15 protein-coding genes are annotated in these 18562 nt (G+C 44.1%); 11 read left to right on the top strand and 4 right to left on the bottom strand.

Annotation, left to right across the window (positions count from 1 at the left end; translation table 11 throughout):
• Window positions 1-133: 133 nt before the first annotated feature.
• The 11 genes from ACE01U_RS06440 (at window position 134) to ACE01U_RS06390 (ending at window position 13235) form a co-directional block, all read left to right on the top strand.
• Window positions 134-1210, top strand: coding sequence for a patatin-like phospholipase family protein (locus ACE01U_RS06440; protein ID WP_395578980.1), 1077 nt, complete (start codon window positions 134-136; stop codon window positions 1208-1210).
• 263 nt (window positions 1211-1473) lie between these two features.
• Window positions 1474-2766 carry an FAD-dependent oxidoreductase gene (locus ACE01U_RS06435; protein ID WP_395578979.1) on the top strand — a complete coding sequence of 431 codons (1293 nt, stop codon included), beginning with the start codon at window positions 1474-1476 and terminating at the stop codon, window positions 2764-2766.
• A 187-nt stretch (window positions 2767-2953) separates the two neighbouring features.
• A complete protein-coding gene (gene hisIE / locus ACE01U_RS06430) occupies window positions 2954-3736 on the top strand; it encodes a bifunctional phosphoribosyl-AMP cyclohydrolase/phosphoribosyl-ATP diphosphatase HisIE (protein WP_395578978.1) in 783 nt (260 codons plus the stop codon).
• A gap of 11 nt (window positions 3737-3747) precedes the next feature.
• On the top strand, window positions 3748-5250 hold the full coding sequence (locus ACE01U_RS06425; RefSeq protein WP_086209811.1) for an AAA family ATPase: 1503 nt from the start codon (window positions 3748-3750) through the stop codon (window positions 5248-5250).
• 38 nt (window positions 5251-5288) lie between these two features.
• Window positions 5289-6653 (top strand): ATP-binding protein, encoded by a 1365-nt coding sequence (locus ACE01U_RS06420; protein ID WP_395578977.1) that lies wholly within the window; start codon window positions 5289-5291, stop codon window positions 6651-6653.
• A gap of 360 nt (window positions 6654-7013) precedes the next feature.
• Window positions 7014-9857: a monovalent cation/H+ antiporter subunit A gene (locus ACE01U_RS06415; protein WP_086209684.1), complete on the top strand. Its 2844-nt coding sequence runs from the start codon at window positions 7014-7016 to the stop codon at window positions 9855-9857.
• A gap of 1 nt (window position 9858) precedes the next feature.
• Complete coding sequence (locus tag ACE01U_RS06410) at window positions 9859-10224, top strand: Na+/H+ antiporter subunit C (protein WP_086209685.1); 366 nt, start codon at window positions 9859-9861, stop codon at window positions 10222-10224.
• A complete protein-coding gene (locus ACE01U_RS06405) occupies window positions 10224-12032 on the top strand; it encodes a monovalent cation/H+ antiporter subunit D (RefSeq protein ID WP_395578976.1) in 1809 nt (602 codons plus the stop codon). The genes ACE01U_RS06410 and ACE01U_RS06405 overlap by 1 nt, the downstream gene beginning before the upstream one ends.
• Window positions 12033-12034: 2 nt before the next feature.
• A complete protein-coding gene (locus ACE01U_RS06400) occupies window positions 12035-12556 on the top strand; it encodes a Na+/H+ antiporter subunit E (protein WP_110974250.1) in 522 nt (173 codons plus the stop codon).
• Window positions 12553-12828 carry a monovalent cation/H+ antiporter subunit F gene (locus ACE01U_RS06395; protein WP_086209688.1) on the top strand — a complete coding sequence of 92 codons (276 nt, stop codon included), beginning with the start codon at window positions 12553-12555 and terminating at the stop codon, window positions 12826-12828. Before ACE01U_RS06400 ends, ACE01U_RS06395 begins: the two co-directional genes overlap by 4 nt.
• 11 nt (window positions 12829-12839) lie before the next feature.
• Window positions 12840-13235 (top strand): Na+/H+ antiporter subunit G, encoded by a 396-nt coding sequence (locus ACE01U_RS06390; RefSeq protein WP_086209689.1) that lies wholly within the window; start codon window positions 12840-12842, stop codon window positions 13233-13235.
• 112 nt (window positions 13236-13347) lie between these two features.
• Here the strand turns inward: ACE01U_RS06390 and ACE01U_RS06385 are convergent, their stop codons facing one another.
• The 4 genes from ACE01U_RS06385 to rimP are packed head-to-tail and all read right to left on the bottom strand — an operon-like array spanning window position 13348 to window position 18511.
• Entirely contained in the window at window positions 13348-13752 is a 405-nt protein-coding gene (locus ACE01U_RS06385; RefSeq protein ID WP_086209690.1) for a ribosome-binding factor A, read from the bottom strand.
• Window positions 13752-16451: a translation initiation factor IF-2 gene (gene infB, locus ACE01U_RS06380; RefSeq protein WP_086209691.1), complete on the bottom strand. Its 2700-nt coding sequence runs from the start codon at window positions 16449-16451 to the stop codon at window positions 13752-13754. The genes ACE01U_RS06385 and infB overlap by 1 nt, the downstream gene beginning before the upstream one ends.
• Window positions 16452-16461: 10 nt before the next feature.
• Window positions 16462-17946, bottom strand: coding sequence for a transcription termination factor NusA (nusA, locus tag ACE01U_RS06375; protein ID WP_086209692.1), 1485 nt, complete (start codon window positions 17944-17946; stop codon window positions 16462-16464).
• 40 nt (window positions 17947-17986) lie between these two features.
• Window positions 17987-18511, bottom strand: a complete 525-nt coding sequence (rimP, locus tag ACE01U_RS06370) for a ribosome maturation factor RimP (protein ID WP_086209693.1) — start codon at window positions 18509-18511, stop codon at window positions 17987-17989.
• Between the last annotated feature and the right edge of the window lie 51 nt (window positions 18512-18562).

Below are 18562 nucleotides of genomic sequence, written 5' to 3'. Positions count from 1 at the left end.
TCTCTCAGGCTTTTTTATGTTTAACGTTTAAGTAGGAAGTGACCTCCAAGTCATTATTGGATCACTTTTGCCAATGCGCTGGTTCTCTCGTCAGTTAAAATGACAATATATATTGTCTCTTTGAATAATCACGATGACTCAAATCCTGCATAAACACCCTCCCGCTTTAAGCATTCGTGCAGGCAAATTAGCACGTCAACTCATTCAAAGCGAAGGCTTACAAGCTGAACAGGTCGATATTGTACCCGGTGCCGCAGGCGGGCCCAAAGGCATCGGAATTCAAGGTTTAGACCAAGCTATTTTTGGTGAGTTCTTTGCCCGTGCACCACAAAGACGGACACTGATTGGTTCGTCTATTGGCAGTTGGCGCTTTGCCAGCATCTTGGCGCATGGTGCAAAAGCAGGTACTGAACGTTTAGGTGAACTCTATACCAACCTGTATTTTGACAAAAAAATGCAACGCCAAGAAGTCAGTGATATTTGCCGTGGCATGCTGCTCGACTTGGTGCAAGGTAAAGAAGAGGAACTAGTAGATCATCCAGACTACCACCTTGCAGTCCTCTCGATTAAAGCACAGCACATCTTCCAAAGTGACCAAGTTCTACCGCTCTTGGCCTCTGTCGCAGGGATCATCGGCACAACCGCTGTTGCACGGAAACATAGCCGCCACTTTATGCAACGGGTGATTAGCCAGCCCAACATTGGCAAACAATTTAAAGTAGAAGATGATTTCCTCACTCATTATCACAGTCTCACCGCTGCAAATGTTCTGCCTTGGCTGATTGCCTCAGCCTCTATTCCAGGCGTGATGGCCGCGATTCGCGATATTCCAGATGCACCCCAAGGCAGTTATCGCGATGGTGGTCTGATTGACTATCACATTGATCTGCCTTTTGAGAGTCAAGGCATTGTGCTTTATCCACACTTTACGGACAGCATTACGCCGGGCTGGTTTGATAAACTGTTTAAACGTCGCGCCAATCCTGAAAATCAAGCCCGTACCCTGCTCCTGTCTCCATCCCAAGACTATTTGCAAAGCTTACCTTTAGGGCGCCTGCCCGATCGTAAAGATTTCACCCTCAAAGGGCTCGACCAAAAACAGCGCATTCAAATGTGGAACCAATGTATTTCTGAAAGTCAGCGCTTAGGCGATGAGTTCTTGGAAATGGTGGAAAAACAGCATTTTGCACAGGTCATACAAGATTTATAAACAAAATTTGCGCATTAATGTAATCTTGTTTAATCTGACCAAATAAAGAAAAATCGAGATTACATTTTTTTTATGCTAACAATAATTTTAAATGAACAAGAAAAGTATGATCAAGCCATTGAATTAAAAAACGAATCGTGCAGAAGAAATGTTATTGCAAGCTCGTTAGAGGATTGCATTCAAATCAATATCGACCAATTAAAAAAAATCTGATGATATTCGTTATGAACTCATTTTTAGACAATGGTTAAATTATTCGATCTATGATCTCTAATCACTCCCCCCACTTCGCCATCATCGGTGCAGGAACCGCAGGATTAGCCACTGCGATTCTACTGGCTCGGCAAAATATTCAAGTCAGTATTTTAGAAAAAGCCTCAGAACTTGAACCTGTCGGCGCAGGACTGTTACTCCAGCCCTCTGGTTTAGCTGTTTTTGAGCATTTAGGTCTCTTAGATGAAGTTTTAAGACTGGGTGCAAAAGTCACAGGACTCAAAGGTCAGTTACCGAGTGGAACTTTACTGGTCAATAGTCATTATCAACAAGCGCATTCTGATTTTTATGGCGTCGGTATCCACCGAGCAACGTTATGCCATGTTTTAGAAAATAAATGCTGTGAATATTCTGAATTCATTACTTGGCAGATGAATACCGACATTCAAACATTAGAAGAAAAAACAAATCATATCCAAGTTTTGGGTACAAAAGATGGCGAAGCATTTGATCAAGCTTTTGATGCTGTAATCATCGCCAATGGCGCACGTAGCCTTTTAAGACCCAAAAAATGGGTAAAGGTTGATCAAGCTTATCCTTGGGGAGCCAAATGGACGATTGTTCCTGAATGCCTTGAATTAGATACAGAAATTTTACATCAGTTTCATGACCGCTCTAAAATGATGCTGGGAATCTTACCAACAGGCACAGTGCCACATGAACCCAAGCAAAGACTGTCGAGTGTGTTTTGGAGTCTTCCAAGCCATCAGTTGAATAATTTTCTACACAACTCACAAGCGCATTCCGACTGGTTAAACCAAGTGTCTAAGCGCTGGAAACCTGCTGCGGATTGGTTAGAACAAGTCATTGCCCAGCCTGAACAAAAATCGCAATGGTTAACTGCAAATTATCGTGATGTGGTACTGTCTAAGTTTGGTGAGGGTCGTATTGGTGTCATGGGTGATGCCGCACATGCGATGAGTCCACAACTTGGACAAGGTGCAAATATGGCCCTTTTAGATGCATGGGCTTTGGGGCAAGCGGTTCAAAGCGCAAGGAAAAATGAGAACATTGATATTGATTATGTTCAACTCTGGCAAACGTATCATCAACACCGTCAAAGTTCGACGGCGTTCTATCAATTTTTAAGTCGTTTACTCACACCCCTTTACCAGTCTGAGCTATGGTGGGCAGGGGGGTTACGAGATTTAAGCTTTGCTTGGATGTATCGAATCCCCTATTTCCGTAAAGAAATGGCGGTGACGATTTCAGGTTTAAAATTAGGTATGTTCAGTCAAATGAACTATCAGGATATTGCAAAACAAAACAATCATTCTGCGTAGAATGCAACGACAATCATCGTCATCCGCTTTGGATTGATGACTGATGGTTGAATTTCTAAAATACAGCAATTAAGCCTCTGTGAGATAACTGTAGAAAGTTTCTCCTCTATTCTGTTTAAATCACGTAGACTATAGCGCTACGTTGACATCGTAACACTCTCAATATTTATTCGCTTGGTGAAATCTTATGAACAATTTGCAATGGCTCGATGAAGTAAAATTTAACGAACAAGGTTTAGTCCCTGCCATTGCACAACATCATCAAACTGGTCGAGTGTTAATGGTTGCATGGATGAACCGTGAAGCTTTGGCTTTGACGGCTGAAAAAAACCAAGCTGTGTATTTCTCTCGTTCACGCAACAAGTTATGGCACAAGGGCGAAGAATCTGGACATTTTCAGACCGTACATGAAATTCGTCTCGACTGCGATGCCGATGTAATTGTGCTACAAATTGAACAGCACGGCGGGATTGCCTGCCACACAGGTCGCGAATCATGCTTCTACCGTAAACTCACGCCAAGTGGCTGGGAAATTGTGGATGCACAGCTCAAAGACCCGAACGCGATTTATGGTGAAAAATCGACCAATCCACATACATTGGCAATGAATGCCTCAACGGCGCAGTCTGAACAAGTTGAAGTTTTGTCCTACCTCGGTCAAATGATGGCTGAGCGTAAAGCAGCAGATCCAGATTCGTCTTATGTGGCAAAGCTGTACCACAAAGGTCTCAACAAAATTTTAGAAAAAGTTGGTGAAGAAGCCATTGAGACAGTAATTGCCGCGAAAGATTTTAAGTCTGAAGCCAATGAAGATCATAAAAATGATTTGATCTATGAGGTGGCAGACCTTTGGTTCCATACGATTGTGGTTTTAGGTTATTTCGACTTAGACCCTCAAGTGGTTCTCAATGAATTGGCACGTCGTCAAGGGCTTTCTGGTTTGCTTGAAAAAGCCAACCGTAACCACTAAGTTTATTGCCTGTGTCGAATATCATCAAACCGAGCGCGACTTATGAGCAAGCCATTGCCATTGATAACGCACGTCTGGGCAAATCGTTTAAAGTGATTGCCTATGCAGGCACAGGTAAAACCACTACCTTGCAAATGATTAGCGATGCCATGCCACAAAGACGTGGCATGTATTTGGCATTCAACAAAGCCATTGCCAGCGAAGCACAAACGAAGTTTCATGGCAATGTCGACTGCCGAACTTTCCACTCGCTTGCTTTTCGCAGTGTTCCACGTGGAGTGACCGACAAACTTCGTCTACCTCGTTTAAGTCCGAGTTTTATCGCAAAAGAATACCGTCTTGAACCGATTACCTTAAGACGGATGATGGGCGGACGTTATGAAAAATATGTGTTGATGCCATCCCGTTTGGCCAGCCTTGTGGCCAATGCCGTGAGTCACTTTTGTTCAACCAGTTCTCAGTACCCAGCACCGCGTCATTTACAAGCACCGAGCTGGTTGCATCCCGATGACATCGACTCACTACAAAAGCACCTCTACCCTGCCATTGAACGTCGTTGGTTAGAATCCATCGACCCTCATCATCAAGCGGGGATTGGTCACGACATTTATTTAAAACTGTGGGCACTGTCTGAACCGAATATCCCAAGTGACTATGTGTTATTTGATGAAGCCCAAGATGCTGATCCGCTAATGTTGGGCATCTTACTGAAGCAGCGTAATACACAAGTGATCTATGTCGGTGATGCCCACCAACAAATTTATGCATGGCGTGGCGCAGTCAATGCCATGCAACAACTGCCTTTGCCTGAATCGCGCCTCACCACCTCGTTCCGTTTTGGTGAAGAGATTGCATTACATGCCAATGCTATTTTAGGTGCCCTGAATGAAACTGTACCGCTCATGGGCAACCCTCAGCTCAACTCTAAAGTGGTCAACAAACCCCATACCAAAATGCGCGATGCGATTTTATGTCGCACCAATGCCCGCGCTATGGAACTGTTACTCTCAGGATTGGTTCATGGCGATAAAGTCAGCCTACAAGCCGACCATGTCAAACTGAACCGCTTTGTCGATGCCGCAGCGATGCTGAAACAAGGTAAGCGCGTCACCGATGTGCCTGAACTGGCATGGTTTAATTCTTGGCACGATGTACATGAATACTGCGAAACCAATGACGGCAGTGACATCAAGCCTTTAGTGAAATTGGTAGATGATCATGGCACCGATCCACTCAAAAAAGCCCTTGCGAAGATTACACCGATTGAACAAGCGGATTATATTATTTCCACCGCCCACAAAGCCAAAGGCTTAGAGTGGAACCGCGTTCACATCGAAGATGATTACCAATTTAAGGTCAACGACAAAGACCATAAAATTAGTGATGAAGAGTTAAGACTGCTTTACGTGGCTTGTACACGTGCTAAAGTAAGTCTAAATATTCATCACATTTACGACCTGATGCAACAGCTCAAAAAACAGATGCCAAGCTCATTGCGTAAAGTGGCTGGATAATCGAATGTAAAAATAGCAACCACGTCTGCGGGTGTTCTATGAAAATTCAATCCATTCACCTGAAACACATCCTGCATTTTGCTGACCTCAAAGTCGATTTTTCTTATCAAGACAAAGCTGTCACTTTAATTTTAGGTGATCAAGCCTCAGGCAAAACCTCTATTCTGCGTTTTAGTTATCAGGCTCTGACTTGGTTTGCAGCCCGCTATAAAGATTTACGCTCTGCGGGGGTGGTGATGTTAGATCACGACATTATGCTGAACCGCCTACAGTCCAAAATTGATATTCAAGTTGCTATACCCGCTGAATTGTATGCTCTCAAATCTACAATAGCCGATGCTGCAGCCGAACCTTATACATGGCAACTCTACAAAACCTTAAACCAACAAGGGATTGGCATCAGTCGAGTGGAAACCTTGGAACTCGAACAACTGGTCAATCTATATCAGCAGGCAACCCTACAAGACCCACTGCAAGGTTTACCGTTGATTGCGTATTATCCTGCGGAACGTTTTGTCAATGAGATGAATATTCTCAGCAAGAACAATCCCCTGATTTTCCAACATGCACATGCCTATGAAATTTCAGCTATTCCCTATACCACCTTTGCCCGTTTCTTTGAATGGTTTCGTGAAATCAGCGATATCGAAAATGCGCAAACTGCGCAGTTTTTACAAACGATACTGCATCAGCCCAAAAGTATGCCACCCGATATTCCTCTAAGCTATCAACTCACTCAGGCTCAAGCACACATCCAGTCGCCCAGCCTACAAGCTCTTAAGCAGGCGTTAGCAACCGTGCTGCCTGAGATTGAAGATATTTATCTGCAATATCACCCCAAATTACAACTGATGGTGCGCTATCAGGGCAACAGCATGCTCTATCAACAGCTTTCCAATAGTATCCGCAACTGGGTGGCACTCATTGGCGATATTGTGCGACGTTTATGCTTACTCAACCCTGAAAGCCTGTTCCCATGCTTAGAAGGTGACGGTGTGCTATTGATTGACGCGATTGATCATCAACTGGATCAAAATATGACACAAGTCATTTTAAAACGTTTAAATCAGGCTTTTCCTCGACTGCAAATTATCGCTTCAGGTAACCGAAGTGAGTTGCTGGAGCAAGCCAGTGAGTTTCAATGCCTCAAACTGGAAAATAAACAATTAAGTCCGATCCAGCTCGATGCACTGCAACATCAGTTCGATGCCATTTACCAAAACCTTGCCAATCATGAAGCGACCAATGGAACCATCGAACCGATTGCGGCTGAACCTCAAGATTTAAATGTGGCTGAATTATTCACACAAATACAGCAGCAACTCTCTCCCGAACAGCAACAGCATTTGATTGCTTTACTCAGTGCTGAAGATGATGCCTCATCTACTAATCCATTATCTTAGCCGGCTTCATCAGTATCACCATTTCAACTCTAAAAACAGGCAACCAATGGTCGCTTTTTTACATTTCTTGCACTGAGAAAGTACCTCCTAGCCACCAAGAAACGACCATCATGCGTATAATGTTTTACGTCAGCGCAAAAAAGATTGATGTTGTTTTAGTCATGTTATATGATCGGTTTTACTTGCAAATTTCTAACTGAAATCGGATTTTGCTATAACGCTTCATGAGTTGCGCAACACAACTTCATTATTTTTAAATTTCACATTGGCTTTCAAGATTGAAACTCTTGGGCTGCTCTTTGCAGTCCTGTAATCCTTGAAAGATGAGATTCACCAATAGGTTTTAACCTATTCACGACAATGGAAACGAGTGTGCTACCGATTATTATATTGTTACCGTTAATACTTGGCACAACCCTTGTCTCATTACTGAAGCAGAGCTCACGTAGGCTAACCGCCTTCGCAGCTGTTGGGGTCAGTATGACAAGTTTAGGCTTATTACTGACCCAAGCACGAGACGTGTTTAATGGCGCTGTCATTACGCAGTCGTGGTCGTGGTTGCCGCAGCTTGGCATTAACTTCAGTTTCCGTCTAGACGCTTTAGGCCTCCTCTTTGCCTTACTCATCAGCGGCATCGGAACCCTCATTTATATTTATGCCTATTTTTATTTAGGCCCCAAAAATTCTCTCAATAAACTCTATCTACTGCTCATGTTGTTCATGGCAGCCATGCTTGGAATTTCACTCTCCAATAATTTAATTTTACTCCTCGTTTTTTGGGAACTGACCAGTATCTCCTCTTTTCTTTTGGTCGGTTATTGGAGCAATTACGACGCGGCGCAACGTGGCTCACGAATGGCCTTGACCATTACGGGTATGGGCGGACTGGCCATGCTGGGTGGTTTCATCTTGCTGGGCCAAATCACTGGCACCTACGAGATTGATCAAATCTTGACAATGACCACACAGATTCAAGGTCATGCTTTATTTGTACCGACGCTGCTGCTGATTTTACTTGGTGCTTTTACCAAAAGTGCGCAATTTCCATTCCACTTTTGGTTACCCAACGCGATGGCAGCCCCGACCCCCGTGTCTGCTTATTTACACTCAGCAACCATGGTCAAAGCGGGGCTTTTCTTGGTGGCACGCTTGTTACCGATTTTTGCAGGTGCGGCACTGTTCCATAATTTGGTCACATTTATTGGCCTGTTTACCCTGTGTATGGCTGCATTTTTTGCCATCTTTAAAGAAGACTTAAAAGGCCTGTTGGCCTATTCAACCATCAGCCATCTTGGCTTAATCATGTGTCTGTTGGGGATTGGATCCCCATTGGCTGTGGCTGCGGCGATTTTTCATATTATTAACCATGCCACCTTTAAAGCAGCGCTGTTCATGATTGCGGGCATTATTGATCATGAGTCAGGCACACGTGACTTGCGTAAGCTTAGTGGGTTATGGCAACTGTTGCCTTATACCGCTACGCTAACCATGGTCACTGCCGCGTCGATGGCTGGCGTGCCCTTGACCAATGGTTTCTTATCTAAGGAAATGTTCTTTACTGAGCTACTCAGCAACCTGTCTGGCCCTGTGCTCATCTGCTCTGCGATTGTCGCGACTCTGGCGGGGATTTTTGCAGTAGCTTACTCTGTACGTTTAGTTCACGGCGTTTTTTTCGATGGTCCTGTAGGCCAACAAGTCCCAAACAAAGATGCACATGAGCCACCGTTTGGCATGCGTGCACCAGCCACTTTACTGGCGATTCTGTGTATTTTAGTCGGCTTATTCCCTGCCCTAATGGTTGAAAACATCGTTAACAGTACAGCACGCGCCAGTACCCAAATGATGAATTTTGAAGGCACACATCTTGCCCTGTGGCATGGTTTTAACCTGCCATTGTTGATGAGTGCTATTGCCTTGGTCGGCGGTCTAATTTTCTATTTCAGTCTGGCGAAAGGCGGCAAAATTCGAGAAATTGATCTTGATCCATATTTAGGTCGTCTGCAAGGTCGAGTGGCTTTTGACTTATTCCTAAAGTCACTCCTGCTCAACTCACGCAAATTTAAACGATTGACTGAAAATGGTAAATTACAAAGCTATCTGCTCTGGATTGTACTATTTAGCATCGTTTTAGTAGCCATTCCATTCTTGGGCCAAGGCATTAGCACAGGTACACGTGAACTCGCCCATGCTCCAGCCTTAGCGATCGTACTTTGGCTACTGTTATTCTCTTCATGCTGGATGATGCTTTGGTTTCACCATGAACGCATTAAAGCGGTATTGATCAGTGGCGCGATTGGTTTAGTCGTGACCATGATTTTTGTCTGCTTCTCTGCACCAGATTTAGCTCTGACACAAATCACCGTCGATGTGGTCACTACCGTATTGCTATTGATGAGTTTATCGCTTTTACCGCAACTCACACCGTATGAATCAAGTGTCTCACGTCGTTGGCGCGATGCTCTCATTGCGATTGGTGGCGGACTTGGCATTGCATGGATTACATGGCTCATTTTAACCCGTGATCACAACTCCATTTCATGGTTCTTCATGCAACAGTCGATTCCACTAGGCGGTGGAACCAACGTCGTCAATGTCATTTTAGTTGACTTCCGTGGTTTCGATACCTTTGGTGAAATTACAGTCCTCGGTATTGCAGGCATCGGTGCACTGTGTTTAATGGATGGTATGCGTGCTCACGGTACCACCATGACCCAAGGTCTCAGCTACCGTTTCAATCCATCGCCACTCATGCTTCGCATTAGCGCATCGTGGATTTTACCGATTGCCTTGGTGGTCAGTCTGTATATCTTCTTACGCGGGCATAACCTGCCGGGCGGTGGGTTTATCGCGGGCTTAATTACCGCTTTGGCCTTGATTATTCAGTACATGGCACTCGGTCAAGACCATGCGGAACAGCTGCTCAAAGCCAAATCAGGTCGTTTGTATGAAATCTGGATTGGTACAGGTTTAGTTATCGCAGGCTTAACAGGCTTAGGCGCATGGTTTTGGGGACGCCCATTCCTCACCAGCGCACACTTTTATGTGTCGCCACCAATTTTAGGCGAAATGCATCTTGCAACCGCAGCACTATTCGATGTCGGTGTTTATATTACGGTTGTAGGCGCGACCATGTTGCTCATTTCTGTTTTAGGTGACTCTCGTCACTCCAGCATGTCTGGTCCAGTCGTACCAAAGGGGGATTAATATGATTAGTTTAGAATTGTTACTTGCCTCCGCTATTGGTCTATTGACTGCAACAGGTATTTATCTGATTTTACGTGCTCGTACCTTTCCTGTGGTGCTTGGGCTTGCCATGATTGGCTATGCCGTCAATTTATTTTTATTTGCTATGGGCCGACTCCAAATCAATGCGCCTGCGGTACTCACCGAAGCCAGCAAAGCAACCGATCCCCTTCCGCAAGCTTTGGTGTTAACCGCAATTGTGATTGGCTTTGCCACCACTGCTTTTATTGTACAACTGGCCTTACGCAGTCGCTATGAAACAGGAACCGACCACGTTGACTCTAAAGAAGAAATACCACAAATTGACCCACGTGAGGATGAGCCATAATGAATGACTTCATCCACTTTTGGACCGAACACACCCCAATTTTTAGTATTCTAATCCCTGCCCTTACCGCTTTTGTGTTGGTATTATTGGGTAATCCGGGATCAGGTTCTTTAGCACAAGACTGGCGACAACCTTGGCGTCGGGGTATCAGTTATACTTCAGGTTTGCTCGGTTTATTCACCGCAGTCAACTATCTGATCTTTGCAAGCTCAGGGCAAATCAGCGTTTACAACCTGAGTGAATGGGCAGCGCCGTTTGGTATTGTTTTGGTCCTCGATCAACTGTCTGCACTCATGTTGGTCTTAACCTATGCTTTGGCAGTTCCTGTAATGTGGTTTGCCAGTAAAGAATGGGATGAGCGTGGACGTTACTTTCATGCCATGTGTCATTTCCTGCTGATGGGTCTCACAGGCGCTTTCCTGACAGGCGACTTATTTAACCTGTTCGTGTTCTTTGAAATTTTGTTGATGGCCTCTTATGTCTTGTTACTGCATGGTCAAGGCAAAGCGCATTTTCAACTGGGCATTCACTACGTCACCATTAACCTGTTGGCATCAGCCCTATTTCTGATTGGCCTTGGCATGATTTACGGCAGTGTCGGTAGCCTCAATATGGCGGATGTTGCACGTTTGATGCCTGTATTAGAAGCCGATCAACATCGTATCGCGGTTGCAGGTGGGCTATTGTTGTTTACAGTCTTTGGCATTAAAGCAGCCATGCTACCTGTCGGATTTTGGTTACCCAAAACCTATGCGGTGGCAACGACGCCTGTGGCGGCTCTGTTCACCATCATGACCAAAGTCGGTATTTATGCCATTTTACGTGTCAACGGCACCGTATTTGACGATGCAATTAGTCGTGAAATTCTGCAATACATTTTATTACCAATTGGTTTGATTACATCTGTCTATGGTGTGATTGGTGCGATGGGTGCGGAACGCTTACGTCGTTTCATTGGCTTTATGATTTTGTCTTCTGTAGGCACGATTTTAATCGCCATTTCCCTATTCAATACTTTGGCATGGGCAGCGGCACTGTATTATTTGGTACACAGTACTATTATTGCAGCAGCGTTTTACATTTTAAGTGGTTGGATTACTTCACAACGCGGTGAATTTAAAGACCACTTTAAAATCGCACCTCAAATGAAACAGCAGAAGATACTCTCTATTACCTACTTTACAATTGCTTTGATGATGGCCGGTTTGCCCCCATTTAGTGGCTTCCTAGGTAAGGTTTTTATATTACAAGCAACCTCTAATTCACCTTATCAGTTGTTGATCATTTTGACGGTTTTGGTCGTCAGCTTACTCAGCATTATCGCCTTTACTCGTGTGGGTTTTATTCTGTTCTGGCGTGCAACAAAGCCTGAAGATAACCCTATCGAGCCTGCTTATACCACCTATCAAGCCTTGCCTGAGCAAGCACCAAAACGCAATGACAAAACCATTTATCTTTTATTGGTCGGTTTAATTGGCTATATGGTCTTTGCAAGTCCAATTCAGAAGTACACTTACCAAACCGCTATGCAAATCCAAAATAATGCGCTCTATGAGCAAACTTTGCTTAAAACCGATGAGCATGGGCAAACCATTAGCGTACAACCATTCGATAGTGAAAATTTACCTGAAACCAAATATGGTGGCGAACGCGTGGATCCAAATGCACATTTGATTCCATATTTAATTTCGGAAGAAACACTGGAAGGTGAACATATTTCTGAATACAAACAGCATCAAATGCAACAGCAGCATCAGGCTGAAGAGCAACCAAACACAGAACGACTAGAACCTACGGTGGAGCCTTAAACATGAAAAAGACTTCTTTTCTAGTACGCTGGCTTCCTCACCCTTTTGTTTCGGTTGTGGTTGCACTTAGTTGGCTAATGCTGGCGCATAGTGTTGAAGCAGCGAGTTTAGTCATGGCAGTTTTACTCGGTATCTTTATTCCACGTTTCATTAAACCTTTCATTGCATATACGCCAAATATTGAATGGAAATCAGCAGTTAAACTACTTTTTGTCGTACTTTACGATATTGTGATGTCCAATATTACCGTGGCAAAACAAGTTCTAGGGCCGATTGATCGTCTACAACCCAAATGGTTTCGTGTTCCGCTTGAAACGCAGCATGAGGAAGTCAATACACTATTGGCAATGATTATTACCACAACGCCTGGAACCGTTTCAGCAGGGATTGACCAAGATCGTGGGGATATTTTGGTCCACGCACTCAGCACTGATGATGCTGATGCCGAAATCCAAAATATTAAAGCGCGCTATGAAAAACCGTTGATGCAAATTTTTGGTGTTCAAGCAGGAGATAATACATGACTATTTTACCGTATGCTCTCGGCATCTGTTTAATTGCCGTCACGATCTCAATGCTGCTGTGCTTGATTCGTTTAATCATTGGCCCATCCATCGTGGACCGACTATTAGCACTCGATACCTTATTTTTAAATGCCACCTGTTTGATTATCATTTTAGGCATTTACTGGGCCAGCACCTCATTGTTTGAAGGTGCGCTATTGGTTGCGATGTTAGGCTTTGTATCTACAGCCGCTTTAGCACGCTACTTCACCTCAGGTCATGTGATTGACTAGGAGCGATATAGATGCAACTCACAATGGAAATTCTGGTTTCAATTTTTCTCATGATCGGCACTTTCTTCATGCTGGTTGGAGGGATTGGAATGGTACGCCTACCCGACTTATTCATGCGTCTTCACGCACCCACAAAATCAAGTACGCTTGGCTTGGGCAGTTTTTTGATTGCTGCCATGATTTATTCTGCATTTCAAGGTCGCTTTGGTTTTCCTGAACTATTGCTCACCTTATTTGCATTTTTGACTGCACCAGTATCTGCTAACTTAATGGCACAAGCAGCATTGCATTTACGTTTACGCTCACTCAGTGGTGATGTACCAGAAGCTTTAAATCGCCCCTTACCTTGGCAACGCACGCGCCGTAGGGCTTTCCAAAAGCAGCATAATGATGATCTTTCTCAGTAACATAGAAATCACGGCCACACTCGGTATTTCTGACTCATTCAATTTGTAAATACAAATGAAGCAAATAAAAAAGCCACCCTCAGGTGGCTTTTTTATGCTCAGTTAAACTGAATTACTCATCATCTTTTTTTGCTTCGTCAGCAGGTAAATCCTTCACTGCTTCTGCAATCAGACCAAACATATAGTTACCATATGCATTGGTTTTGTCGTAATGGAAACGCAAACGCGGTGTAATACGTGTCTTAATACGACGGCTGAGTTCATGACGCAAGAAACCAGATGCTTTGTTTAACACATCAAGTGTTTCTTTATTTGCTGCCTCACTTTGCTCATCGCCAAGCTCACGACCCATTACAGTCACATACACTTCAGCATAACCTAAGTCTGGACTTACTTTCACCGCAGAGATGGTCACAAGACCACCTAAGCGTGGATCTTTCAGCTCTTGACGGATCAATTCAGACAACTCTCGTTGTACTGTATCCGCCATACGCTTAAGACGTTGACTACCCGCCATTAAAGACTCCGTTTGATCAATTGAACATCATACACTTCAATCTTATCTAGTGCTTTGATGTCTTTATAACCTTTCACCGCAAGACCACATTCCATACCAGCACGAACCTCTTCAACCACTTCTTTATAACGACGAAGTGATTCAAGCTCACCTTGGAACACAACCACGTCATCACGAAGGACACGAATTGGTTTGTTACGGTGTAATACACCTTCAAGTACCATACAGCCTGCTGCAGCACCAAACTTACTTGAGTGGAACACTTCACGTACTTCAGCCACACCTAGAATTGTTTCACGGTGTTCTGGTGCAAGTTTACCGCTCATCGCTGCTTTCACATCATCAATCAATTGATAGATAATTGAGTAGTAACGAATGTCGATGCCGTCAGCATCTGCTTTTTGACGTGCTGCGTTATCCGCACGTACGTTAAAGCCAAGAAGAACTGCCTCAGAAGATTCAGCTAGTGTCACGTCAGATTCAGTGATCGCACCAACACCTGAACCAATGACACGGACTTTAACTTCGTCTGTTGCAAGGTCAGCAAGAGCAACGTGTAATGCTTCCAATGTACCACGTACATCAGTTTTCAATACGACATTGACGATAGGTACATCTTTCTTGCCCATAGACGCCATGATATTTTCAAGACGCATTGCGCTTTGACGCTCAAGACGTTTTTGACGTTCACGATCCATACGCGCATCCGCAACTTCACGTGCTTTCTTCTCGTCATTCACAACAAGAACTTCGTCACCTGCCATCGGTGCTTCTGGAAGACCCAAAATTTCCACTGGAATTGAAGGACCTGCAGATTGAATACGTTTACCGTTTTCATCTGTCATCGCACGTACGCGACCATAAGATGCACCCGCAAGAACCAGGTCACCTACTTTCAATGTACCGTTTTGAACAAGGATAGACGTGACCGCACCACGGCTGTTGTCTACACGTGCTTCAATCACGACACCTTGAGCAGCACCTTCTTCAGATGCTTTCAACTCAAGTAATTCAGCTTGGATTGAAATAATATCTAGAAGCTCATCAATACCTTGACCTGTATGTGCTGAAACCATTGCAACAGGAACGTCACCGCCCCATTGTTCAGGAACGATTTCTTTCACAGTCAATTCATTCAATACGCGGTCTGGATCAGCAGACTCTTTATCCATTTTGTTGATTGCAACAATAATTGGCGTACCAGCAGCACGTGCGTGATCAATCGCTTCAGCTGTTTGTGGCATTACACCATCATCTGCCGCAACAACCAATACCACGATGTCTGTCGATTTCGCACCACGTGAACGCATTGCAGTAAATGCTGCGTGTCCCGGAGTATCTAAGAATGTGATAATGCCTTTATCAGTCGTTACATGATATGCACCGATGTGCTGAGTGATACCACCCGCTTCACCAGCTGCCACTTTTGAACGACGAATACGGTCAAGCAATGATGTCTTACCATGGTCAACGTGACCCATGATAGTTACAACAGGAGGACGAGTCGTTTGAGCGCCACGTGCTTCTTCTGCTGCTTCAAGTAAGTTATCTTCAGCTTGGGTATCCGATACAAGAACTGGGTTATGGCCCATTTCTTCCACGATCAACGCTGCAATTTCTTGATCAATCGCTTGGTTCTGAGTTACAAGTTCACCCATTTTCATGAGCGACTTAATCACTTCGCGTACTTTAACTGCCATTTTCGCAGCCAAGTCAGCAACCACAATTGTTTCACCAATTTCAACATCATAAACTTGTTTTTTAACTGGTTTTTCAAAGCCATGCTTGTTTGCTTGGCTGGTTTTTAAACCACGTTTATGCGTGTTGTCACGGAAAGACTGTTCTTCACCACGACGACCACCTTTCTTCGGTGCACGCGCACCTGGTGTATTGGTACCACGTTTGATATCGCGGTCTTCTTTGGCAAATGAATCTTCATATGCTTGACCAACAAGACCCGCTGCAAGTGGAGAATCATCCACGACACGAATCGTTGCTGTTGCATCTTCATTTGAGTATTTAGACGCCATTTGACGCATTTGCTCAAGTGTACGTTGCTGTGCTTCTTCAGCTGCTTTACGACGAGCTGCTTCTTCAGTTGCTTTAAGTTGAGCTGCCTGAGCTTCGCGCGCTTTTTTCTGTTCTGGTGTTTCAATCACTTTAACTTGGGCTTTAACCACAGGTTTATTGGTTGATTTACGTTTCACCACAACTGCTGCTTTTGCGACTTCTTGCTTCGTCGTTTCTTGCTTAGCAGCAGCACGCATTGCTTCAAAGTTTGCAGCTGCTTTATTTACAACTGGCGTTTCAGCTTTTGGTTCAACCATAGCTTGCACGTTTGCACGCGCTTGTTGCTCAGCTTGTGCTTTCGCCAAAGCTTCTGCTTTAATTTGTTCTGGATCTGGCTTAGTAAATGTATGCTTCTTGCGAACTTCTACATTAATTGTTTTCGCCTTACCTGATGTACTGGCTACTTTAGCCGTACTGGTCGTTTTACGTTTCAACGTGATTTTTCCTGCCTGACCATCGTCTTGACCATGAATTTTCTTCAAATGGTGCACGAGGGCATCTTGTTGTTCAGTAGAGATAATATCGTCCGATTTACGCTGTGGTAAACCTGCATCACGAACCTGCTCTAGGAGCTTCTCAACAGGGCGGTTCACGCTGAGAGCTAACTCTTGTATCGTCTTGTCCGTCATGTATGATCTCCTAGTTAAACCATGATTCGCGCGCTTTCATAATAAGTTGACCCGCTTTCTCTGCACCTAAACCTTCAATATCTGAAATATCGTCAGTTGCTTGGTCAGCCAAGTCATCAATCGTGATTACACCACGTGCTGCGAGTGCATATGCAATCTCTTGTGTCATCCCTTCCATTGCAACGAGTTCTGCACTTGGATCTTGGATGTTTTCTTGCTGTTTCAATGCATCAGCCAATGCAACTTCTTTTGCGCGGCCTTGAAGTAATTCAACCACTTCAGCATCTAATTCAATTTCGTCAAATGTTTCAGCCGGAACATAAGCAATCTCTTCCAAAGAAGTGAAGCCCATTTCAACCAAAGCCATTGCCAAATCTTCTTCAATATCTAAACGTGATACAAATAAGTCTAGGTATTGTTGAGCTTCGTTTTGCTGACGAGCATGATACTCTTCTTCAAGCATCATGTTCAGTTTATAACCAGTCAATTCAGATGCAAGTCGAACATTTTGACCTTGAGAACCGATCGCACGCGCTAATTGATCGCTGGTTGCGAAAATAATGTCAGCTGTACGTTCTTCTTCATCAATCACGATACCCGATACATCTGCTGGCTCTAAAGCACTCGCAATATACTGAGCAGGATCATCAGACCATACCACTACATCAATACGCTCACCGTTCAACTCTTGCTGAACTGCTTGGATACGTGTACCACGCATACCAATACATGCACCCACCGGATCAATACGATGATCGTTGGTTTTCACAGCGATTTTAGCACGAACGCCCGGTTGACGCGCCGCTGCTTTAATCTCGATGATTTCTTCAGAAATTTCAGGAATTTCCTTTTTCATCAACGCGATGAGCATTTCTGGCTTGGCACGAGATAACTGAAGCTGTGCGCCACGACCTTCACGGTTCACATTAAACAAAATCGCATTTACACGTTGTTTTGGACGCAAAATTTCTTTTGCAATCATTTCTTCACGTGCAAGGTACGCTTCTGCATTGTCACCAAGATCAATGATAAAGCCATCTTTGGTCTGCTTTTTCACTTCACCGTAGATCAACTCGCCCACTTTCGACTCATACGCATCCGCAATCAACGCACGCTCTGCTTCACGAATTTTCTGAACAATCACTTGTTTCGCAATTTGTGCTGCAATACGACCGAAGTCAATTGACTCAACTTCAAGCTCTCGTACATCACCGATCGACCATTTTGCTGGATCAACATCTGAAATGGCGTCTTGGCACGCAGGCATTTCATGATCTTCATCCGCAACTACAGTCCATTGACGGAAAGTACTATATTCACCCGTTTTACGATCAATCTCTACACGAAGCTGCGCTTCTTCAGAGTTTGTTCCTTCGTAGAACTTCTTTTTAGTCGCAGCAACAAGCGCTTGTTCCAAGGCTTCGAAAATCGCTTCACGACTTACACCTTTTTCATTACTAACCGTTTCAACGACGGTAAGAATTTCACGTGCCATAAGCCACCTATTTCGTTCAGATTCTTATTTATTAAATGAATTAATCTTGATAGACCAAATTGGCTTTATCAATATTATTGCTATCAATTTCAAGTACTTGTTGCTTTTCCACTTCAACTTGAATCATTTCTGCTTCAAGATCTACAGCAACCAATTTTGCTTGGAATTTACGACGATTATCAACTGCACTGATCAAACGGAACGCAATTTGTTGACCAACATATGCTGGTAATTGTTCAAGTTGGAAAAATGGACGATCCCAACCTGGTGAAGATACTTCAAGCGCATACTCACCTGAAATTGGATCATGCACATCGAGCATTGCACCGACCTGTTGAGTCACGCGTACGCAGTCCTGAACACCAATACCGCGCCCTTGTTCAAGCTCACCATCTTCATTGATAACAGGTTCTGCATGTTCATCGACCGCTTTGTCGATATAAATACGCAATAAAGAACGTTTGCCTTGAGGAAGGAATTCAATTCCCCAAAGATCCACACCACAGGCTTGCACTGCAGGAGCAATTAAGTCTTGGAGTGCTTGGGTTTTATTTGATAGCTTCATTTACTCTCGTCAATTTTGTGCGATTCAATGGCCGAAACTGACCACTACAAA

This window comes from Acinetobacter halobius (assembly GCF_044130335.1).
Classification (GTDB): domain Bacteria; phylum Pseudomonadota; class Gammaproteobacteria; order Pseudomonadales; family Moraxellaceae; genus Acinetobacter.
This window is presented reverse-complemented; position numbering and strand designations above follow the sequence as displayed.